We start from the raw sequence: 21239 nt of genomic DNA on the forward strand, positions 1-21239 counted from the left end.
ATCAACTAACAACGAGCGAGCACATTAAAGGTGCTTAACACGGCGCTTCACTTCTTCTTGTTTACCGAAGTTAAACGGGCGTGCGTCTGGGCTGCCTAGGTAGCCACATACTCGGCGTGTTACCGACACTTTAGTTGAGTCGTGATTGCCACACTTAGGGCAAGTAAAGCCCTTACTGGTACAGTCGAACTCGCCGTTGTAGCCACACTCGTAACACTCATCGATTGGTGTATTTGTGCCGTAGTAAGGCACTCGTGTATAGCTGTAGTCCCACACGTTTTCTAGCGCTTCAATGTTCTGCTGCATGTTCGGGAACTCACCATAACAGATGAAGCCACCGCTAGAGATCGGCGGGTACGGCATTTCAAAGTCGATCTTATCGTACGGGTTTACTTTCTTCTGCACATCTAGGTGGAAGCTGTTGGTGTAGTAACCACGATCCGTTACGCCTTCAATCACACCAAACTCTTTAGTGTCGATTCGGCAGAAACGGCTACACAAGTTTTCACTTGGCGTACCGTATAGGCTAAACGCGTAACCTGTTTCTTCCGCCCATTGGTTCACTTTGTCTTTTAGGTGCTTAACAATATCCAGCGCTTTTTGGCGCAGTTCTTCAATGTCGTACACATGGTCTTCATGGCCAAACAGTGCAGTAATGGTTTCGTGAATACCAATGTAGCCCAAAGAGATCGATGCACGGCCGTTCTTAAAGATATCGGCGATAGAGTCATTGGCATTCAAGCGAACACCACACGCCCCTTCCATGTATAGGATTGGCGCAACGCGTGCTTTCACGTTTTCTAAACGGCTAATGCGCGTTTCTAGTGCGCGGCGCGCCACCACCAGTTTTTCATCTAGCAATTGGTAGAATGCTTTCTCATCGCCACCCGCTTTTAGTGCAATACGCGGCAGGTTTAGGCTCACTACACCTAAGTTGTTACGGCCTTCGTGGATCAGTTCGCCATTTTCTTCATAAGTATTTAGGAAGCTACGGCAACCCATCGGCGTTTTGAATGAACCGGTGACTTCAACCACTTTGTCGTAGTTCAAGATATCTGGGTACATACGCTTAGATGCACACTCAAGTGCCAACTGTTTGATGTCGTAGTTTGGATCTTCTTGCTTGTGGTTCAAACCATCTTTGATCGCGAAAACCAGTTTAGGGAATACCGCTGTTTTGCGGTTTTTGCCTAACCCCGCAATGCGGTTTTTCAAAATTGATTGCTGAATCAGTTTCGATGCCCAGCTCGTACCCAAACCGAAGCCAAACGTAACAAATGGCGTTTGGCCGTTCGCAGTATGCAGTGTGTTTACTTCATACTCGAGCGATTGGAATGCGTCGTAACACTCTTTCTCGGTACGCGAAGTTGCAAACGCTTGTGGATCTGGAATGTCCCACTCTTTTGCAATCGCTAAGTGTTTTTCATAGCTCGCGTCTACATACGGCTCTAACACTTCGTCGATACGGTTAATGGTAGTACCGCCGTATATGTGGCTCGCCACTTGCGCGATGATTTGCGCAGTAACCGCTGTCGCAGTAGAGATGGATTTCGGCGTATCAATTTCTGCGTTACCCATTTTAAAACCATGCGTTAACATGCCTTTAAGATCGATAAGCATACAGTTAAACATTGGGAAGAACGGTGCGTAGTCTAAATCGTGGTAGTGAATGTCCCCTTCTTCATGTGCCTGCACTACGTCACGAGGAAGAATGTGCGTTTTAGCGTAGTGCTTAGCGACAATACCCGCTAATAAGTCACGCTGCGTTGGGATCACTTTGCCATCTTTGTTTGCGTTCTCGTTGATTAGGTCAACGTTGCTCTCTTCGATTAAACCCTCGATTTCACGAGTTAACGCGCTTTGTTTTTCACGGGCGATATCGCGGTCGTGGCGGTATTCGATGTACGAGCGTGCGAGTGCCTTATATGGGCCTTGCATTAGCTCATTTTCGACTAGGGTTTGGATTTCTGAAATGTGGACTTCATCGTAGTCTTTTAGCTGCAGCTCGACTGCTAATGCAACGTTCAACGCATGAATTGCGACTTCGCTTGTCACATTGTCCGCTGCGCTTTCCACTGCTGCTTGAATACGATCCCTGCTGAACGGAGCTCTTGAGCCGTCACGTTTGATTACGATTGGTTTCACCATTTCTCCTTACCCTTAGCATACTCACAGAGTTATCCACAAACACACTATATAGGGCGATTTTTTATTAGACTGACACTATATGTTGTGGCGGTATTTAACGGGAAGCACTATCAAAAAGTATTGATTTGGATCAACAAAAACTGGAAGCTGACTAAGAAGGATCCGATCTTTTGGCGATTGATCGAAATTGAAAAGAAACGATGAAATTTTAATAAATTGCGAGAATTACGCTTGCTTTTTTTTGACGTCTGATGAGATAAAGGGTCAGCCGATTTCTTCCATTTATCAGACACAATGAAAAAGCATTTTCGTAAATTTCTCACCTTTTTTCTTGCAACTGCAACGCCATCCATTTTTGCCGCGCAACCTGTCACTTTATCCACATGGAACATCGAATGGCTGACTTTATCGCCAAGCCAGCAGTTTCCACAAAGTGAGCGTAGTAACCAAGATTTTCGCCAATTGCAGCATTACTTTTCAAAGCAAAATGCCGACATATTGGCCTTTCAAGAAGTCGACAGCCCAGATGCAATCAAGCAAGTCGTTGGTGATGGATACAAGGTGTTTATTTCCGACCGCGCAGATTCAAGTAATAAAGCGCTGCAGTTTGACGACATCAACCAATACACAGGCTTTGCGATCAGCAAAGGGATTGAAATCGATAACCAGCCGGATATTAACCTGTTGGCCGATGAAAGAAGAAAGCTAAGGTTTGCCAGCTATGTTGTGCTTTCACCAAATAGTGAGCAGCCAATTCACATGCTTTCAGTGCATTTGAAAGCGCGCTGTAGCGGGCGCTACAACAATAATCAGCACTGCCAAACATTGAAAGAGCAAGGCGAAAGCCTAAATCAGTGGGTACGAGAGCGAGAAAGGAACCAACAAGCCTATGTGATTCTAGGCGACTTCAACCATAACATGGGGTATTCCGGTGACTGGCTTTGGGCAACGATTGCAAAAGGCACTGATGCTGTTCTGGCAACCAAGTCGACACCCGCCGAATGTAAAGTGCGATCACGTAAGAACCCACAACGTGTGCACCAGTTTCGATCGCTTATCGACCACATTATTGTCAGTGACGGCCTTTCGTCCTCCGAACCATCACAGCAAGTCTTCAACAGCCAAGATGTTCTAAACTACCAACTCAGCGATCACTGCCCTGTGTTAACCACAGTGAATTAATCGAAGCTTGCGCTTAATCCCAAACTAAAACGGCCTGTTACTTGTTAGTAACAGGCCGTTTCATTTATAGCGTTCGACTGCTTAGTAGCAAATCGCGATAACGCCGCATACCATTAAAGCGATAGTGGCGTACCAGAAATATTGCGTTGTGTTGTCGGCAACGTAGGCTTTGATGTAGCTGATCTCTTCATTCGCCATTGTCACGAATTCATTGTGGTTTAAGCTCAAGTCACTCCCCGCCTCTTTCAGCTTTTGCTGAAGCGTGCTGAATGACACGTCGACAAACTTAGCCACGTCATTAACAGAGTTGGCAGCGGTCGAAATTCCATCCCAAATCGCCATTCTCGATTCAAATTCGCCTTCGCTTACTTGGTTGAGAATACGTAAGTCATATTCACGCTTGATGCGTTCCTTAATCACTTTCGCCGAAGACAGATTTTTTAAGTCGTTCAAGACATATACTCCAATGGATTTTTATAGATGTAGTATCGCGCTTAACTGCGCGCAAACTGTTGTTGAGCCTAAAGCTCGAAAAGTCGATCTATCAATCCAAACTGGTATGAACAAAGTTAAAGAGTGAATCGGATGGTAATGTGGCAAACAAACGCCAGCAACACAGACATTTTGTCTAGACGATAAAGAAAGGTAGTTGTAACGCGGATTCAATTCAGCGGTTTATCGAAAGCAAGTTAATTATCCATTGGGACATCATCTAACTGCCACATTTCAAGCACATGAGCGATGGTTGGGCAGCGCCCCATAAGAATTTGATATTTAGGCGTGTACGAATCGCCAAGGTAAGTGGTACGAATCAACTCGTTGGTTTTGACATCGACTTGCGTGACCACGCGGCCTTTGAAATTATGAAAAATCGCAAACTGTTCGCTTTGGTAAACCATCTGCTCACGGTAGAACCAAAACTGATCTGCTGTTTCTAACAGCTCGCATTTCAGCGGCAGAGACTCTCCCGCCTTTACAGGTAATGCCAGCATCAATGCTGAAAACAATAGAGCGATTAGCCTCATCTTCGATCCCACACAATTTCACAAGCCCTGTAGTTACTATAGGTGATCTCACAATCGCGGGAGTAAAATAACTAGCAGTCATTGTTACCAAAAAGGCCCAGCAATCGCTGGGCCTTTTCATTTCATCATTGTTCAGTTTTGAGGAATTGATGGTGAGGGTTGTTTAGGTTCCAGTACCAGCTGGCCAATTAAAGAGCCGACAATCAACGACAAAAGAAACAACACTATGCCTTTATCACCCAATGCCAAACTGGCGACTGCCGGCCCAGGGCAAATGCCTGCAATACCCCATCCAAGGCCAAAAATCGCCGCCCCTGAAAGCAACCTTGAATCTAACGTCTTTTTGGTTGGCAAACAGATTGCTTCGCCAGTGACCGATGCTTTTCTTGGTTTAATGAGTAGGAAATAGCTCGGCATAAACACCAGTAACGCGCCTCCCATCACAAACGCTAGGCTCGGATCCCACGCGCCTGCAACATCGAGAAAGCCAATCACCTTTTCTGGTTGAATCATGCCTGAAATTGCCATTCCAGCACCAAACAATAACCCACTCAGTAAGGCTGTAATTCTAAATAACCACATTGTCTTATCCCTATCGTTAAAGCACATGTAGGCGAATGAAAACGGTAAGCGCTGCCACGGCCATAAAGACACAGGTCGCTACGATTGAGCGCTTCGATAGACGGCCAATCCCGCAGATACCGTGTCCACTTGTACAGCCATTACCCATTCGAGTACCGAACCCCACGAGTAAACCCGCTAACGACAGAACCAATAAAGAACTGCTTTGTGTACTTGGCGCTTCAATTCCTAACATCATAACGCTAAGCACTCCACCGGATACCATGCCCAGCACAAACAATAGCCGCCAAGCATAATCACCGGACTTAGGCGCTAACAAGCCATTAATAACGCCGCTGATACCTGCCACTTTACCGTTCACTAATAAGAGCAATACCGCCGATACGCCAAGCAAAATGCCGCCAAATAGTGATTCCCAAGGTAATGCTTGCATCATGATGATGTTTCCTCTTTGCAGAACACGCTGTGTAGGCTGCCAATAAGTGTTTCCACTCTTGGATCCGCCAACGAATAGAACACTTGTTGTGACTCTTTTCGTGCTGTTATCAGCTTATGATTACGCAGTACCGTGAGATGCTGAGAGAACGCTGATTGGCTCAACGTTGATGTTTGCTGTAGCGCACCTGCCCCCACTTCCCCTTGCGTTAATTGGCAAAGCACGAGCAACCGTTCTGGATGCGCCATTACTTTCAGTAAATCGGCAGCCTCGGCAACTTTTTCCTGCATGCTTTTTATGTCTAGCTGTTCTTCAACCACAACTGACTCCTCAATGAAAACCTTAATTAGATATTACTTATACAAGTATATTCAGTCAACACTAAATTAGCATTTGTGAATTTAGTGAAATTAACATTAGACTTTTCTAATTTATAAGTTTAACGTAATAGAAAATTTGCCTAGCAAGCCATGAATAATTACGTAATCGGTATTCACGTAATGAGTGCAGCTGGGTTTCGATATAGCCTGAGAACGCTGATGTCAGGGCGTTGGTAAGTTGGAGTTCTAAATGACTAAAATTGTTATTGTTGGTGGAGTCGCTGGTGGTGCATCAGCCGCTGCACGTGCACGTAGATTAAGCGAAGATGCAGAGATCATCATGTTCGAACGCGGGCCCTTTGTCTCGTTTGCCAACTGTGGCTTGCCCTACCATATTGGTGGCGACATTCAGGAACGAAGCAAGCTATTGCTACAAACCCCTGAAAGCTTTCTAGCCCGTTTTAACGTCGATGTTCGTGTGATGAACGAAGTGGTCGCGATTAATCGCCACGAGAAAACAGTCACCATTAAGAACCTACTCGACGGCTCTGAATACACAGAAAACTATGACTTTTTACTGCTAAGTCCAGGCGCGGGCCCAGTGGTTCCACCAATTCCGGGCGTTGATAATCCGTTAACGCACTCACTGCGTAACATCCCTGATATGGATCGCATCATTCAAACCATTCAAATGAACAAACCAGAGCACGCCACTGTTGTGGGCGGCGGATTCATTGGCTTGGAAATGATGGAAGCCTTCCACCAACTTGGCATCAAAACTACGCTGATCGAAATGGCCGATCAGGTCATGACTCCAGTAGATAGAGAAATGGCGGGGTTTGCTCATCAAGACATTCGCTCAAAAGGTATCGACCTAAAACTTGGTGTCGCCCTTGAAAGCATCGAGTTTGTACCAAATCAGCAAGTCGCAAATGCAGACAGCGGAGAAAGCACTGCACATCAACATATCAATGGCGAGCTAAACCTGACTTTAAATAGCGGTGAGACACTACGTACCGATATCCTCATCATGGCGATTGGTGTTCGACCAGAAACCAAGCTTGCCCGAGAGGCAGGGCTTCAGATTGGGCAGCTAGGTGGTATTTACACCAACGAAATGATGCAGACCAGCGATCCAAGTATCTACGCTGTTGGTGATGCTATTGAAGAGAAAGACTTTGTCACTGGCGCGCAAACTTTGGTTCCTCTTGCGGGCCCTGCTAATCGTCAGGGGCGCATGGCGGCAGACAATATGTTAGGCCGCAGCGAAACCTATCAAGGTACGCAAGGCACTGCGATTTGTAAGATCTTTGATTTGGCGGTTGCATCTACTGGCAAAAACGAAAAGCAACTGAAGCGCGAAGGCATTGAATACGAAAAGGTGTATGTCCACACAGCCAGTCACGCGAGCTACTACCCTGGCGCAGAGATCGTCTCATTCAAAATGTTGTTCGATCCTGAAACGGGCAAAATCCTAGGTGCGCAAGCGGCTGGTAAAGACGGCGTCGATAAGCGTATCGATGTCATGGCAGTCGCGCAGCGTGCGGGTATGACAGTGGAACAGCTTCAACACCTTGAGCTTACTTATGCGCCGCCGTATGGCTCAGCAAAAGATGTGATAAATCAAGCTGCGTTTGTTGCAAGCAACATTATGGCGGGAGATGCCACCCCGATTCATTACGACCAGATCGATTCTCTGACAAATGACCAAGTGCTGCTTGATGTTCGTAATCCGGGAGAGCTAGAGAATGCCGGCTTCATTGAAGGTGCGATTAACATTCCTGTCGATCAATTACGCCATCGTATGGACGAACTACCAAAAGACAAAGAGATTGTAATTTATTGCCAGGTTGGGTTACGCGGTAACGTAGCGTATCGCCAATTGGTCAACAACGGCTTTAAAGCGCGCAATCTGATTGGTGGTTACAGAACCTATAAAATGGCACAGGCGTAACCAGCCATATTTAACTTCGTAACGATGGAGCCTTAGCCAGCCGCTAAGGCTCTCAATCACCTAATTTAACCAAGACACCAACTGATTTTCGACCACCGGAGTGATGTTGAATCCAATCATAAAATCTGGTCTGGTTTTATCGTCTTTCTCGATGTAGTAATTCGCCTCTAAACCGAATTTCCAAGGCCGACCACCAATAACGGTTGTTTTGGTGACACTGATATTCAGCGGTATCTCGGCTTGATTGGTATTCCAATCGTAGGAAATAGTCGGCGCTGTGCCTAACGTCCATCCGCCTCCTAACATTTCTACCCAAAACAGCTGCGAAGACGTTTTGTTAATGCGTTTGCCTTCATCAATGCCTGAGCCTGCTACGCCATACAAGTGGTTAGGAAACAAGCCTACTACTCGCTCTGAACTAAGCTTACCAAACAATACTTCGGGCCCCACAGCGAACTGATCCGAAGATAATTCATCACTGCCGGTCGGGAGCGATGCTATTACACCAAACGCGACAATCATATCTGGCGCAATGTTTGGCGCATACGCTAAGTCGAATGAAATGTCGGATACACCTGATTGATTCATGTGCACACTGCCGACATTGAAGTCGTTATCTATGGCCGACACCGCTGGCCTAAAAATGATCTTGTCACCACCATCCAAAGGAAACGGCAATGTTGGTTGAAACACCGTGGTGAAGTTGCTTCCTCCGTCTTTGTATCCACCGTTGTACTGAAACTTAAAATTTAAACTTGCGTAGGCAGTGTTTGGGTTAGCTAACTCTTTCGCTGCTTTCTCAGCTAACGATTTATCATTTATCACTTCGGATTCAGCCCATACAGGTGATGCGAGTAGCGTTAACATTAGGGTCGAAACCAGTGTCTTTTTCACTTTGATTGCCTCATTAAAAAAGGAGCTAACCCTTGTGGGTTCAGCTCCTTGCATGTCGTTGGGGCAATCATAAATGATGTGAATCAATATCAATAGCCATTTGATGACATCGCATAAGGCTTACTTGGTGGCAACTGCCAGAGTCTGCCTGCGAAACCAGTACCAGCCAAGCCACAAGATCCCTGTCATTAAAGCCGCAGCGATCAATGCTGGCTTCGGGTTATTCATGCTACTTATGGAACCAGCGTAAGCAGCAATCAAGCAATACGGGACTGTGCTAATAGTCCATGCAAGCATGAACTTAGACAATTTCATGCCCGATGCGCCCGCTAAACAGGCCGTGACTTCCGGCAAAATTGGGGTAGCCCGAGATAGCAGTATCATGGTGAAACCATGCTGGTTAAATGCCTGTTTTGCTTCTGCAATCTTTGTCTTTTCCTTCAGTAATTTGAGTAGCAGTTTTTCGCCGTATCGAAACGATATTCCATACCCGACTAACCCAGCGAGCATCATCCCACTTGTTGCCGCCAGTGCACCAAACCATTGCCCTAAGAAGAACCCAGCCAACAAAGTGATGGTGAGTGTGGGCATTGCGACGAACAAGTCTGCGGTCAGCAGTAATACTGCAATTGCAAAAATGTATAACGGTGAAATCGACTGAGCCAATTCAAACCAGCGTTCAATTTTTTCAACGTTCAATACCCCAATCGCGTTGAGTAGGATGAACGTAGAGGCGAATGCGAGCGCCAATACCAGTAGCACTTTAATCATTGAAGACATAGCCAGCTCCTTACGGGTAAAGAATGGCAATCTGAAGCCGAGCACTTTGCTCATTCAGGTTCACCACGCTATTTCGATAAGTAGGAGCACCAAGAAGCGTCACTTTCTGATCATTGGAAAATCCAAGCCCTTCCGATGGGTAAACGCCAGTCCAGTTTTTGCTAACCTTGCCTGTGCCATCTTCGTCGTGTAGCACTTTTATCGCTAGGTTCGATTGCTGAACATTAAATTCAAAGTGTTGCGTGTCTCCATTAACCGGCATTACTTTAGATTGCAGCGCTTTATCATGCTGCTTGGGAAAGCCTTCTTCGGCGAAAACAAACACGATCACATCTCCTCCCCGTGCCACATCAACCCCAGTCACTTCAACTTCGACGGTCAGGCTGTCCGTTGCTGCAGCGACAGTGTTTTCAGATGCAGCGGCCTGAGTAACAAATGCCGAAAAAACCATAAACCATTTATGCAGCTTCATTACGCATTCCTCATGATTCGGTATGCCATTGCAGGGAAAAAACGCAGAAGCCATCGAAGCAGCTTAACTTTGCCTATGTCGTTTGCTTTTTGCTCTGCTTTTATTCCGTGTATGATTTTTTGTGCAGCGCGCTCAGCTGACATCTTGCTTTTACCTCTGCCATACGTCATGGGCGTGTCGACCACAGGAAGAAAGGCTTGTAGCACCTTGATATTGAGCTCGGCTAATTGATAACTGAGTGAGGTAGAGAAAGTACTCAATGCACTCTTGGTGGCACAGTAAACCGCAGAGCCTTTTTTCGGCGTTAACGCTAGCCCTGAGTTCACATTGAGTACGGTAGCTGAATCAGACTTTCTTAGCAGAGGCAGCAGTAGATAGGTTAAACAGCACACCGACGTGAAATTAGTCGTAATTTCCCGAACAATGGTTTGGTAGTGGAAGTCGTCACTGTCGAACGTCGGCGTGTATTGAACCGCAGCGTTATTAATGAGCACATCGATGTGGGAATGTTGGCTTTCGATGGTTTGGGCAAGCTTTTCTACCGATTCAATCACCGCTAAATCTACCCAACAGGTTTCGACGCCATAGTTGAGCTCAAGCTGTCGTAGCTTTTCGACATCGCGCCCAGCGATAACAACTCGATTACCAGCACAAAGCTGCTCTACCAAGTGCAAACCAATACCAGACGTCCCACCGGTGATGAGTATTGTCTTATTTGTTAATTCCATTCTTCACCATTCCTTTTGCTTGTATTAGGCTGATTGGTAATCAATCTAAGCAACAGAGCTGGTGTTGGCGTTAACCTGGGTTAAAAGTGATGGAATTTTCTGAATACGTAAAGAAATACGGAAAGCGAGTATGCACAAAGCAAGGAGAGTATATTTTCCATCAAGGAGAAAGTAACCCCCACCTATACTCGATTCAACGCGGAATTCTAAAAGCGGTGTATGTCACCGAAGACGGCAAAGAGCTTATAAAATCGTTTTTGCAGGAAGGAGACGTGATCGGCAGCATGACTGCAGCCTATGCACAGAAAAAAACGACTTTTGGCTTAGTTGCACTCAGTGACACAGAGTTACTTCAGATTGATTTTCAGAATTTGTATCAAACCACACAACAAGATGAACAACTCGCTCAGCAAATGATCCAGCTGTTGCTCAGTTTTGCGATGAAAAAAGAACAGCGTGAACGCGACCTATTATGCTTATCCGCTGAGCAACGATTTACGCAGCTAGTCGATACCGCTCCGGGATTATTAGAACGTGTGACTCAGAACGACATTGCACGCTATCTTGGCATCACTCCAGTTGGATTAAGCCGAATAAAACACAGAGTGATGCCTTAAGCCTACTCGGTCAATTCATTGGGCTAAGTGCGGCTGAATAACCCCTTTAGATCACTCCAGTAGTCTTCAATCGGTGACTGTTGGTCAAGCTGTGATTCCGATTGTTTCACCCAGCTATCGAGCAATTTCTTGGCGTACATCATTCCCAACACATTCGCTATTGCAATCCCGCCCCAGATAAATTCAATGTCCAGTTGCGCTCCAATAAAAACTAGTGGAATAGTCAGCATTAGCGATTTCACTAAGGTAAGTTTGAGTGATGAACTGGCTTGTTGCACGCCATTCAGAAATGCACTCGTGAGTAAAACTAGCCCATAAGCAGGAAAGGTGATCCCCACTACGTAAAAATAAAGCGCGCCGTGCTCAACGACCTGTGGTTCATGTGTAAACAACCCCATGATTTCTCGGTTGAAAAGCGCAATCAATACAAACGTCGCTAGCCCCCAATACACCGTCATTCTCCCTGAATACGCTACGATAGCATCTAAGCGATGCGTCGCTCGAGCACCAAAGTTTTGCGCGACTAAAGGAGTGACAATCACGCTAAGCGATAGAATACCGGTCAATAATAACGATTCTAATCGCGTTGCAATTCCGAATGCCGCAATTGCTGACTCCCCATAGCTTGAAACCATGCGAGTAACAAATGCGATAGCTATTGGCCCGAGTATTTGCGCGGCGATCGCTGGCGTAGAGATTCGTAAGATTTCTTCGACTTGTGCTTTAACGTCATGGATAGCTTGAAACGACAATATGTCTTGTTCGAACAGTAGCACCAACATCAACACGGCGATGACAGCCCATGAAATCAACGTCGCAATCGCAGCACCTTGGAGTCCGAGCTCGGGGAAAATACCGAAGCCAAAGATCAAGAAATAGTCGAACACTACATTAGTGACACCACCAATCGCCATGATGATGGTTGTTTTCACCATTACGCCTTTTGCCATCAGGGCAGCGTTGGCGATTAACCCAATCACCAATAGTGCCATACCTAAGTACAAAGGCGCCATATACTCGCCAACTAACGCGGCCGTCTGAGCATCTGCCCCTAGCAAGCTAAATGTCACACCTATGGTGCTATACCCTAACCCGCCAAGCAGCAGGGTAAAGAAAGCAAATAGGAGGATAGAAATTGTGCCGAGCGATTGCGCTTTGCGTTTGTTATTTTCTCCAAGTGCTTTACCAACTGTGGCAGAAACACCGGCGGCGATACCCATAAAAAGGCCTACCACAAGAATATACACTGGGTAGGCAAAGCTTATTGCGGCTAGTGGTTGAGTGCCCAGCTTGCCGACAAAATAGCTGTCGACAAGTTGAAACAAGAAAGTCATTAGCATGCCAAACGCTGCTGGCGCTGCCATTGAAAGCAGCGCGGACTTTACAGGCTTGGTTAGGAGTGGCTGTTCCATAGCGCTACCTTTTGGTGATTATAGTGTTTCGATCGCGTCCAACAGCTGCTGGTTGAACTCTTCGCTGGTGACCGTGCCCGATTCAAAGTCGAAGTTGTCGTAAAAGCTCGCAAGTGAAATTCCCGCTTTTACATCCGCTGCAAAGTACGGTGCTGACCCTTTCGCGGCTGCTAATACGGTACTAGCACCGCCTGGACCCGGCGACGTTGCGAGCATCAGAACAGGTTTACTTTGAAATACTTGCATGTTGATACGCGACGTCCAATCAAACAAATTCTTGTACGCAGCGGTATAAGAACCATTGTGCTCTGCAAAAGAGATAACAAGCACATCCGCTTCACCAATAGCTTTAAAGAAGCGCTGCGCTTGTTCAGGAGAGCCTAATTCTTTTTCACGATCTTCACTAAAAATCGGCATTTCGAAATCGTTAATGTCGATCAGGTTGATATCGGCGTCTTTAATCTGTTTCGCTGCGTAGTGTGCCAGTTGTTGGTTGATTGAGTTTTTGCTGCTGCTTGCGCCAAATGCTAATACTTTCATTGTCTCTTCCTTAGAAATCGGTGGATGAAATTAATATAATTAAAATCCAATCAGCGATTAATAGCCCAATGGTTAAAGGTTTATTTCCATATGACTAGCAATTAAATTAGCTTCTACTCTCGTAGATTTAAGACGTTTAAAGTGAGTGCGATATCGGCGAGTTATTGATCTGTAGATGATGCAGAGCTGTACTCAAGCCGAAAGCATGAATCGGCTAAAGTGCACAGGAGTCTTGGTTTAAGGAGGGTGAACAGGCTTGCTACACCCTATTTGAATCGGATAAGTGTTATTACCATAGGGTCTGTTGATCTTTCGTGGTTAAATTTTGTTCGAGATAAAATCGTTTTAGGCAAGGCGAAGACTGTGTAGCCTAGTCACTCTACGCAAATAGTCTTTAACAAAGCGTAAAACGATTTTAGTCCGGGGCGCGTAGCCGAACCCTTTGGGCAGCCTTTGTGGTTCATTTCTACTGCGTTATCGGCTTCTCATGTAGGCTAGCTACACATCAAAGCCTCTGCCTTGTAGAAATTTCCCACAAAGTGCTGCAAAAATCAGCTCGAAAGGTCAACAGACCCTAATAACGCTTTCACTTCATCGATGGTGGAGTCGGCATTTTGGTAGTCGATTCGAAGCTCAGTAATACGACCTTCTCGCTCGACAAACAGCGACGGGAAGCTGTTACCACCAATCGAACGTGCGAGCGAAAGTTCGTTCTGTAGCTCGGTTTCAATCTCGCTCGATTCAAGGTCTGCCTTAAACTGCGCTTGATCTAAACCGGCCTCTTTAGCAACCTCAATCAATACCGAATTATCACTGGGGTTACGCGCTTGAAGGTAATAGGCATGTTGAATGGCAGTGAGCATGGTTTGCTCTTTACCTTGCTTACGGGCAGCCAATGTTGCCCGACACGATGGGTACGTTGAACGACGAGGTGTATTCTTTTCCCAAAAATCGTAATTAAATTGAGTGCCTAAATAGTCTTCAATACGTTTCCAGTATGACGCTATCTGAGTTTGCATCTCTAGCGGCATAGGCACATCTGAGTCGGGTGCGAGTCCACCCACAACGTAGACAACGTCTAGGTCCTTTGAGATTGCTTGTTCAATTTTGCTCCAAGTTGGTTTGTAGCCCCAGCACCAAGAGCACATTGGGTCGTATACGTAGTAGAGTTTGTTGGCTGTCATATCCATAGTCACTGAGCTGTAGTCCGTTTTATTACTCTACTACAACTCTGTAACCCTCTAACTTACAGACTTCTCAATTTGAGCGATTAGCTGTCGGGAAGCGTATTCAGGATCATCGGCATGACAGATTGCAGAAACCAGAGCGATACCCTCAACTTGAGTCGCTACTATGTCATCTAGGTTTGAGCTGTTAATACCACCGATTGCTACGATTGGCAGCTGGCTTTGAGCAACCGCTGCTCTTAATCCTTCGATGCCCCACTCTTTCTTGATGTTGGTTTTGGTTGGTGTCGCAAAGATTGCGCTCAACCCGAGGTAGTCCACATTGAGCTTTAATGCTTCGCTAAGCTGCTGCTCGTTTTCTACCGATAAACCCAAGATTTTATCTGGACCAATTAGAGATCTCGCCATTTCCGCTGGCATATCCGACTGCCCTAAGTGAACACCATCGGCATCAACACCTAATGCTACATCGACTCTATCATTGATGATAAGAGGTACACCTGAGCCTTTCAATACGGCTTTCACCGCTAACGCACGTTCTATAAAAGCACGAACATCACCATGTTTCTCTCGTACCTGAACCATGGTCACGCCACCAGCAACGGCCTGTTTTACGACATTAACCAGTGTTGATAAGTCTTGTTGATCATCTGTAACCAGATACAAACGGTAAGGGTTCATAGGACTTCCTATTTAATGCAGAGCCTGCATACTGGAGACTCTGCATAGGTTTTACAAAATGGACTACGATAGCTTCAAACGCGCTGCAAGTGTGTCCGCATCAAGTTGGTACAGAGCATCCAGTAAGTTAACTTGCAAGCTGCCCGGCCCTTTTGATTGCTGAGCGGCAATTTCACCAGCTACCCCTAAAACAGCGGCAGCAGCTAAACCTGTCGTATCCCCTACTGCCGCAAATGCGCCAGTCAGAGCCGTCAGTGTACAGCCCATTCCCGTCACGTACGGCATCATTTCGTGACCATTATTTAGCGTGTACACGTCATGTTCAGTCACTACGTAATCGGTCGCACCTGAAATTACGACGCTACACTTGTAGTGTTCGACAAGATAACGCGCGGCACCCAGTGCGGCTTCACTGCTATCCAGTGCGTCTACGCCCTTAGATTGCCCTTGTTCACCGGCTAAACTAATGATTTCAGAAGCGTTACCGCGAATGATCAGTTTTTCCGCCAAAGACGCAATTTTTCTCGACGTCTCAGTTCGTAGTGAACTTGCTCCGCAACCAACAGGGTCTAGAACCACCACTTTGCCGTTTGAATTCGCCTGCTCAACAGCAAACGCCATTCTAGGTGTCCAAACGCTATCAAGCGTGCCAATGTTAATCACCAACGCGCCAGAGAACGACATCATCTCCGCCATTTCTTGCTGAGAGTGCGCCATAATTGGTGACGCGCCAATCGCTAACAGGGCATTAGCTGTGTTATTCATCACCACGTAATTGGTGATATTCACAACCAATGGTTTTTGATCACGTACTGCATTAAGCGCGTTATTAATTGTTTCAATGTTCATATACGCCTCCGGTTACTTTGCCGCTTGCAGGGCGTCTAAGCCTTGCTGCCAAAAAGCAATTTCCATACGAGTTGCCGTTTTGAACACTTGAATCAAGTGTTGACCTCGTTGGCTATTAACATTAATCTCGGCCAATAATTGATCTATACGTTCAATACTGTGACCAACGCCGTTTTGGAATTCTTCACCGCTGTATAGATCAATCCAGCTCGCATATGGGTTCCCTTCACGAACGGTGTTCTCATCACTGCCAAGGTTACGGCCAATTTCTGCATAACCGATTGAACAAGGTGCTAACGCTGCGTATAGGTCAACCAAATCGCCTGTCATGCCTGCATCCAGCACGTAACGTGTATATGCGACGGTACCAAAATCCTCTGGCTCCGCTTCCATATCGCGCTCGGTTAAACCCCATTCCTCGCAGTAAGTCACGTGGTGTTTGATCTCGGAGTCTAGCAATGCATGAACACTTGGTAGTGCAAAGCGCATTTCTTCCAGAGTGCGCGCCTTGTAGATCGCTAGCGCATAAGCACGTGCATACTGCTTAAGGAACAAGAAATCTTGTTTTAAATAATGCAAGTAACAAGGCTGAGCAAGTTCGCCCTTCGCCAGTTGGGTAACAAAATCATGTTTGGTATACGCTTCCCAATCTTCACGGCAAGCGTTAATTAAATCTTGATGGTTCATTGTGATAACTCTAAGTCGTTATTATTGAAAACTGCGTACGTAATCTTTTGCTTCAGGTAGCGATTCGATGATGTCTTGCGCGTACATGAACTGCGCGTAATCGTCGTAGCGCTTAAGGTCGACAGCAGAAGGACGTAGCGCAAATCGAGTTAGCGTATCGTTCCATGCACGCTCATTCAGTTCGTTGTTTAATGTATCCGGTGCATAGGCAACAAACTCTTTCCACGATTCTTGTGGATGGTTGACAATATAAGTTGTCGCCTGCTCTAAGGCCTTGTTAAACGCAACAATAGCTTGCTCGTCGTATTTGTTAGCGTTAGCAACAAAAATAAGCTCGTCGTAGGCAGGAACACCATTTTCTTCTGGGAAGAACGCTTTCGCTTTGTAACCCTCAAGCTCAAGTTGGTTGGTTTCGAAGTTACGCAGTCCGCCCCAAATTGCGTCCACTTTGCCAGATGCAAGTGAAGACGATAGCGCCCAGCCAACATTGATGATTTGTACGTCTTCGTAGTTCACGCCGCCTTTATCTAACATAGTACCGATGGTCGCTTCTTCGTTACCAGCAATAGCGATACCGATTTTCTTACCTTTAAGGTCACTCAGGCTTTGAATTTTTTTATTGTCTAGCACCATTAAGGTGTTCAGAGGCGTCGCGATCAGGGTGGCTGAGCGAACAAGCGGCAGGCCGGCTGCAACGTCAATGGTTAAGCTCGGTTGGTAAGACACCGCCAAATCGACTTTATTTGCAGCCACTAATTTAGCTGGCGTGCTTGGGTCGGCAGGCTCTTGAATATCGACTTCGATACCTTGTTCTTTAAAGTACCCACGCTCTTTAGCGATAACAATCGGGCCGTGGTTTGGGTTTACAAACCAATCCAACATAAGTGTCAGCTTCTTCGTTTCAGCTGCTACGCTGGTAGATAGGCTCAGAGCAGCAAGCGCAACTGCGCTTAAAATTGTTTTGTTTTTCACTAGATAGTCCTTTTGTTTTCTTTATATGCTTGAGGGAGATTCAAGCTTCCCATGGAATGAGTTTCTTAAGCCCTTTGTCTGCGATGAAGTACAGCGCAACGGAAAGTGCAGAAAGAATAAATAGAGCGGCGAACATTTCATCGATCATCATGCGAGCATTGGCTTGAAGCATTAAATACCCAAGACCTTCACTCGAGCCAACCCACTCACCTGCAACGGCACCAATTGGCGCGATAACAACCGCGACACGAATACCAGACGCCAGTGTTGGTAGTGCGGCTGGAAGCTGAACACGCCTTAGCAATTGCCAACGAGTCGCCCCCATCGTTTTGACAAGATCGATATAGCCAACGGGGGTATTTCTAAGGCCGTCGTAGCAACAAGTTGTGACAGGGAAGAAGATAATCAGCGCAGCCATGACGACTTTCGAGGTGATGCCATAACCAAACCAAAGCATCAGCACAGGTGCAATCGCAAAGACTGGAATCGCTTGGCTGGCAATAAGCATAGGCAACAGCCAACGTTTTACCGGTTTGAACAGCAGCATCTGCAGAGCAAATGTCATCCCCATGGTTAAGCCAAGAAATAGCCCTAGAACGATTTCTTGCCCGGTAACCCAGGTATGCTTTAGCAATACGTCGTGGCGCTGTATCAGGCGTTCAAACACATCCAAAGGCGCTGGCAAAATGAAAGACGGCATATCAAACACCACCACAACCAACTGCCAAATTGCGACAATCACAGAACATGAAATCGCTACGCGCAGAGCTGGGTGAGAAACTCGTTCTTTCTTTTCCAATTTATTTGAAATGGCGGTTACACGGGTCATGCTACTCATAATCACGCTCCAAACTGTCTAGGATGCTTTGCTGGATCTGAGCACATTCGGCATCGAGCTTTCTTGGTGTCGGAGATTTAGGAACATCCAAACATACCGCCCGCGCTGGAGAGCCACTCATAATGTATAACTGCCCGGCTAGCCTGATCGCTTCTTGCGGATCGTGTGTGATCAACACTACCGTTTTCTCTTTTAACAGTTCACACGCCAAATTCTGTAAGCGGTGGCGTGTTACAGCATCAAGCGCAGAAAATGGTTCATCCATTAATACAATCGGTTTGTCTTGCATTAAGGTACGCGCAAGCGCGGCTCGTTGACGCATACCGCCCGATAACTGTTGTGGCAAGCTCTGAGCGTGGTCTCGCAAACCTACTTGCTCTAGCAATTCTAATGCTTTGGAGGTTAGCTGCTCCTTAGATAATGAACTCGCTTCACCAAATTGGCTGCTAAGTAGTACGTTATCTAGCACCGACAGCCATGGCATTAACAAATCCTGTTGTGCCATGTAAGCGATTTGCGAGTGCACTTCTGCCGATAGCGAATGCTGATTTTGGATTGAAACTGCGCCACGCCATTCGACTTTATCGCCGAGCAAACCGGCTAAATACCGCAGCAACGAGCTTTTACCACAGCCGCTCTTACCTAGTATGCAGGTCCAGTTTTTCGCTGGGATCTGCATAGTCAGTTTTTCGATCGTTGGTTGCGCGTTATCTAGATAGCGCAAGTAACCACCACGAATGTCGATGCATTCATCTAGGTTTTCCATCGCCTCACAATGACTCTGGTGACTGGCAGGCTGCTTTGTTGAATCAAGCTTCGTTGAATCAAACATGGTATTAGCGATTGCCTGCTTGGATTGCATAAAAGTGGTTAACCGGCCCATGGCCAGAACCGATATCCAGCTCATCGGCGTGAGCGATGGCTTCAGAGATGTACTTCTTGCCCAAAGCCGTCGCTGAGCTAAGGTCATTACCCTGCGCAAGGTACGATGCAATCGCTGAAGATAAAGTACAACCTGTGCCGTGAGTATTACGTGTTTCCACACGTTTTGCCGATAGTTGCTCGACTTCGTTCGCGGTAATCAAGAGATCATTACTGTTTTGATCTTTTTCTAGGTGACCACCTTTTAGCAATACAGCTTTAGCCCCAAGATTACGTAGCTCCGTAATCATATCTGTCATTGCTTGCTCAGTTTCAGGGACGTCACAACCAATTAACGCTGCACCTTCCGGTAGGTTTGGCGTAATAACATCAGCCAAAGGAAGTAACTCACTTTTTAGTGTCGTGATGGCCGATTGCTCTAAAAGAAGATCTCCACTCGTCGCAACCATCACTGGGTCTACCACTAAGAATTTCGGTGAGTATTGCTTAATCTTTTCTGCCACCACTTTAATGATGGAAGAGTCTGCAAGCATGCCAACTTTTACAGCGATTACGTTGAGATCGGTAAATACCGCGTCGAGCTGCTTCTCTACGTGCTCGAGTGGAATTGGAAAGATCGCGGATACGCCAAGTGTGTTCTGCGCTGTAATCGCAGTGATCGCGGAGCACGCATAGCTGCCTGTTGCTGAGATAGCTTTAATGTCAGCTTGAATACCGGCACCACCACCACTGTCTGAACCCGCAATGGTTAAAACAATCGGTGTGTTTACAGTATCGTTAGATGAAGAGTGCGGCATATAAGCTCCTAAGCAAGCGTGCAGGAACTTCTAGCCCTAGATCACGTGGCTATCGCCACAAGTGAGACAAGAGTGATAGTTCCCTACGCCAGTGTTAACTGAATCAGGTTCAACGGGTCTCGCTTTTGCGATCTCAGCCATTTGGCCCCCCGACTATGTTTCGCGATAATATCAATTTTGCGGCAAAGGGCAATGATTTAACCCAAATAAAAGAGCAGTTAATCATTAAATATTGCCTTAAGCCTGCTAAGTCCAACTTACATCGACTTACTGTGCTCGGATGTCGTGGCTCCATTGCTCGGCGATAAAGTCGATGAATTGCCTAACCACAGGTAATTGATAGCTACGGGATAGATACACGGCCCAAATCGCACTGCTCTGTAACGTGTATTCCGGTAGAATCCTGACGAGTTTTCCTTGCGCGATTAGCGGATTTGCTAAGTCACAAGGTAAACGAGCGATACCCTTTCCACGTAGGGCTGCCAACGAAATCATCATGGTATCGTTGGCAAACAAATTACCCTGTACTTTCACACTGACTGGCTGGTTGTCTTTTACGAAGTCCCAATGTGTTGCACCTAAATGACCAAAACAGTTATGAGCTTCGAGATCTTGGAGCTGAGTTGGTTCACCCTGTAATTGCAGGTATTGTGGTGATGCACATACGATGGAGTCGACATGCATAAGCCGACGTGCAATAAGAGTGTCATCAGGTTCAGCGGTATAGCGCAGTGCAATATCTAGCCTTTCTTCAACAAGCTGAGAAAACTGATCGCTGGCAACCACTTCAATAATCACGTCAGGGTGTCGTTCAGTGAATTCGGAAATCACATCCAGCAACATGGTTTGCGCGAGACCGATTGGCGCTGAAATGCGGATCTTCCCCTCTAAACGGTCGGAATGACTCAGCGCTTTTACTTCGAGCTCTGCAACTTCGTTCAATATGCTCTCGCAGTGTCGCAGAGCTTGCTCGCCAACCGAGGTTAAGCTGACCTTTCTTGTGGTCCTATGCAGCAGGCGCTGTTTTAACCAAGTTTCAATCTCTTGGACATGACGAGACACCTGCAATCGACTTAGATCGAGGTTCTCTGCTGCTTTGGTAAAACTGGCGCAGTTTGCTACCTCAACAAAGCTACGCATGGCGATCAACCTATCCATTTCTCACCCTAATTAGATAACCATTAAGATACAATATACATCTATTTTTGATATTTATTGCAAATAACTTAACCAATAAACTTTCTCCATCGTCAAAA

The 21239-nt window shown here is 46.3% G+C and carries 24 protein-coding genes and 1 riboswitch; of the genes, 3 read left to right on the plus strand and 21 right to left on the minus strand.

Annotated features, from left to right (window positions below):
- Nucleotides 1-24: 24 nt before the first annotated feature.
- Nucleotides 25-2145 carry an anaerobic ribonucleoside-triphosphate reductase gene (gene nrdD, locus ACXABW_RS17515; RefSeq protein WP_457527216.1) on the minus strand — a complete coding sequence of 707 codons (2121 nt, stop codon included), beginning with the start codon at nucleotides 2143-2145 and terminating at the stop codon, nucleotides 25-27.
- A 297-nt stretch (nucleotides 2146-2442) separates the two neighbouring features.
- Between nrdD and ACXABW_RS17520 the strand changes: the two genes are divergently transcribed.
- On the plus strand, nucleotides 2443-3330 hold the full coding sequence (locus ACXABW_RS17520; RefSeq protein ID WP_457526559.1) for an endonuclease/exonuclease/phosphatase family protein: 888 nt from the start codon (nucleotides 2443-2445) through the stop codon (nucleotides 3328-3330).
- Between the two features lie 81 nt (nucleotides 3331-3411).
- On the opposite strand, the gene ACXABW_RS17525 is transcribed toward ACXABW_RS17520, so the two are convergent.
- From ACXABW_RS17525 to ACXABW_RS17545, 5 genes are all read right to left on the minus strand, one after another.
- The gene (locus ACXABW_RS17525) at nucleotides 3412-3783 is read right to left on the minus strand and encodes a thiamine-phosphate diphosphorylase (protein ID WP_457526561.1); all 372 of its coding nucleotides are present in this window, start codon (nucleotides 3781-3783) and stop codon (nucleotides 3412-3414) included.
- A 236-nt stretch (nucleotides 3784-4019) separates the two neighbouring features.
- On the minus strand, nucleotides 4020-4355 hold the full coding sequence (locus ACXABW_RS17530) for a hypothetical protein (protein WP_457526563.1): 336 nt from the start codon (nucleotides 4353-4355) through the stop codon (nucleotides 4020-4022).
- A gap of 132 nt (nucleotides 4356-4487) precedes the next feature.
- Nucleotides 4488-4937 (minus strand): YeeE/YedE family protein, encoded by a 450-nt coding sequence (locus ACXABW_RS17535; RefSeq protein ID WP_265686360.1) that lies wholly within the window; start codon nucleotides 4935-4937, stop codon nucleotides 4488-4490.
- A gap of 16 nt (nucleotides 4938-4953) precedes the next feature.
- Nucleotides 4954-5373: a YeeE/YedE family protein gene (locus tag ACXABW_RS17540; protein WP_457526565.1), complete on the minus strand. Its 420-nt coding sequence runs from the start codon at nucleotides 5371-5373 to the stop codon at nucleotides 4954-4956.
- A complete protein-coding gene (locus ACXABW_RS17545; RefSeq protein ID WP_457527218.1) occupies nucleotides 5370-5663 on the minus strand; it encodes an ArsR/SmtB family transcription factor in 294 nt (97 codons plus the stop codon). The genes ACXABW_RS17540 and ACXABW_RS17545 overlap by 4 nt, the downstream gene beginning before the upstream one ends.
- A gap of 280 nt (nucleotides 5664-5943) precedes the next feature.
- Between ACXABW_RS17545 and ACXABW_RS17550 the strand changes: the two genes are divergently transcribed.
- Nucleotides 5944-7647 carry an FAD-dependent oxidoreductase gene (locus ACXABW_RS17550; RefSeq protein WP_457526567.1) on the plus strand — a complete coding sequence of 568 codons (1704 nt, stop codon included), beginning with the start codon at nucleotides 5944-5946 and terminating at the stop codon, nucleotides 7645-7647.
- A gap of 60 nt (nucleotides 7648-7707) precedes the next feature.
- On the opposite strand, the gene ACXABW_RS17555 is transcribed toward ACXABW_RS17550, so the two are convergent.
- The 4 genes from ACXABW_RS17555 to ACXABW_RS17570 form a co-directional block, all read right to left on the minus strand.
- Nucleotides 7708-8514 carry a hypothetical protein gene (locus ACXABW_RS17555; protein ID WP_457527220.1) on the minus strand — a complete coding sequence of 269 codons (807 nt, stop codon included), beginning with the start codon at nucleotides 8512-8514 and terminating at the stop codon, nucleotides 7708-7710.
- Between the two features lie 147 nt (nucleotides 8515-8661).
- Nucleotides 8662-9321: a TVP38/TMEM64 family protein gene (locus ACXABW_RS17560; RefSeq protein ID WP_457526569.1), complete on the minus strand. Its 660-nt coding sequence runs from the start codon at nucleotides 9319-9321 to the stop codon at nucleotides 8662-8664.
- Between the two features lie 10 nt (nucleotides 9322-9331).
- Nucleotides 9332-9793, minus strand: a complete 462-nt coding sequence (locus tag ACXABW_RS17565) for a DUF2141 domain-containing protein (RefSeq protein ID WP_457526571.1) — start codon at nucleotides 9791-9793, stop codon at nucleotides 9332-9334.
- Nucleotides 9793-10521, minus strand: a complete 729-nt coding sequence (locus tag ACXABW_RS17570) for an SDR family oxidoreductase (protein ID WP_457526573.1) — start codon at nucleotides 10519-10521, stop codon at nucleotides 9793-9795. Before ACXABW_RS17570 ends, ACXABW_RS17565 begins: the two co-directional genes overlap by 1 nt.
- A gap of 89 nt (nucleotides 10522-10610) precedes the next feature.
- Between ACXABW_RS17570 and ACXABW_RS17575 the strand changes: the two genes are divergently transcribed.
- Nucleotides 10611-11138 (plus strand): Crp/Fnr family transcriptional regulator, encoded by a 528-nt coding sequence (locus ACXABW_RS17575; protein WP_457526575.1) that lies wholly within the window; start codon nucleotides 10611-10613, stop codon nucleotides 11136-11138.
- Nucleotides 11139-11161: 23 nt separating this feature from the next.
- Here ACXABW_RS17575 and ACXABW_RS17580 read toward each other — a convergent pair whose 3' ends face one another.
- The 11 genes from ACXABW_RS17580 to ACXABW_RS17630 all read right to left on the minus strand — a co-directional run bounded on the left by ACXABW_RS17580 (nucleotide 11162) and on the right by ACXABW_RS17630 (nucleotide 21141).
- Entirely contained in the window at nucleotides 11162-12550 is a 1389-nt protein-coding gene (locus tag ACXABW_RS17580; RefSeq protein WP_457526577.1) for an MATE family efflux transporter, read from the minus strand.
- 18 nt (nucleotides 12551-12568) lie between these two features.
- The gene (locus ACXABW_RS17585; RefSeq protein ID WP_457526579.1) at nucleotides 12569-13090 is read right to left on the minus strand and encodes an NADPH-dependent FMN reductase; all 522 of its coding nucleotides are present in this window, start codon (nucleotides 13088-13090) and stop codon (nucleotides 12569-12571) included.
- Between the two features lie 551 nt (nucleotides 13091-13641).
- Nucleotides 13642-14274: a DsbA family protein gene (locus ACXABW_RS17590; RefSeq protein ID WP_457526581.1), complete on the minus strand. Its 633-nt coding sequence runs from the start codon at nucleotides 14272-14274 to the stop codon at nucleotides 13642-13644.
- Nucleotides 14275-14331: 57 nt separating this feature from the next.
- Nucleotides 14332-14958, minus strand: coding sequence for a thiamine phosphate synthase (gene thiE / locus ACXABW_RS17595; RefSeq protein WP_457526583.1), 627 nt, complete (start codon nucleotides 14956-14958; stop codon nucleotides 14332-14334).
- Between the two features lie 63 nt (nucleotides 14959-15021).
- Entirely contained in the window at nucleotides 15022-15807 is a 786-nt protein-coding gene (gene thiM / locus ACXABW_RS17600) for a hydroxyethylthiazole kinase (RefSeq protein ID WP_252031075.1), read from the minus strand.
- Nucleotides 15808-15819: 12 nt separating this feature from the next.
- Nucleotides 15820-16494: a thiaminase II gene (gene tenA, locus ACXABW_RS17605; protein ID WP_457526585.1), complete on the minus strand. Its 675-nt coding sequence runs from the start codon at nucleotides 16492-16494 to the stop codon at nucleotides 15820-15822.
- Between the two features lie 21 nt (nucleotides 16495-16515).
- Nucleotides 16516-17466 carry an ABC transporter substrate-binding protein gene (locus ACXABW_RS17610; RefSeq protein WP_252031079.1) on the minus strand — a complete coding sequence of 317 codons (951 nt, stop codon included), beginning with the start codon at nucleotides 17464-17466 and terminating at the stop codon, nucleotides 16516-16518.
- 40 nt (nucleotides 17467-17506) lie between these two features.
- A complete protein-coding gene (locus ACXABW_RS17615) occupies nucleotides 17507-18304 on the minus strand; it encodes an ABC transporter permease (RefSeq protein WP_457526587.1) in 798 nt (265 codons plus the stop codon).
- Nucleotides 18297-19070, minus strand: a complete 774-nt coding sequence (locus tag ACXABW_RS17620) for an ABC transporter ATP-binding protein (RefSeq protein WP_457527222.1) — start codon at nucleotides 19068-19070, stop codon at nucleotides 18297-18299. Before ACXABW_RS17620 ends, ACXABW_RS17615 begins: the two co-directional genes overlap by 8 nt.
- A gap of 70 nt (nucleotides 19071-19140) precedes the next feature.
- Nucleotides 19141-19983 carry a bifunctional hydroxymethylpyrimidine kinase/phosphomethylpyrimidine kinase gene (gene thiD / locus ACXABW_RS17625; protein WP_457526589.1) on the minus strand — a complete coding sequence of 281 codons (843 nt, stop codon included), beginning with the start codon at nucleotides 19981-19983 and terminating at the stop codon, nucleotides 19141-19143.
- A 63-nt stretch (nucleotides 19984-20046) separates the two neighbouring features.
- Nucleotides 20047-20145, minus strand: a riboswitch (TPP riboswitch).
- A gap of 105 nt (nucleotides 20146-20250) precedes the next feature.
- Complete coding sequence (locus ACXABW_RS17630; protein WP_457526591.1) at nucleotides 20251-21141, minus strand: LysR family transcriptional regulator; 891 nt, start codon at nucleotides 21139-21141, stop codon at nucleotides 20251-20253.
- Nucleotides 21142-21239 lie beyond the last annotated feature (98 nt).

The organism is Vibrio paucivorans (assembly GCF_054053395.1).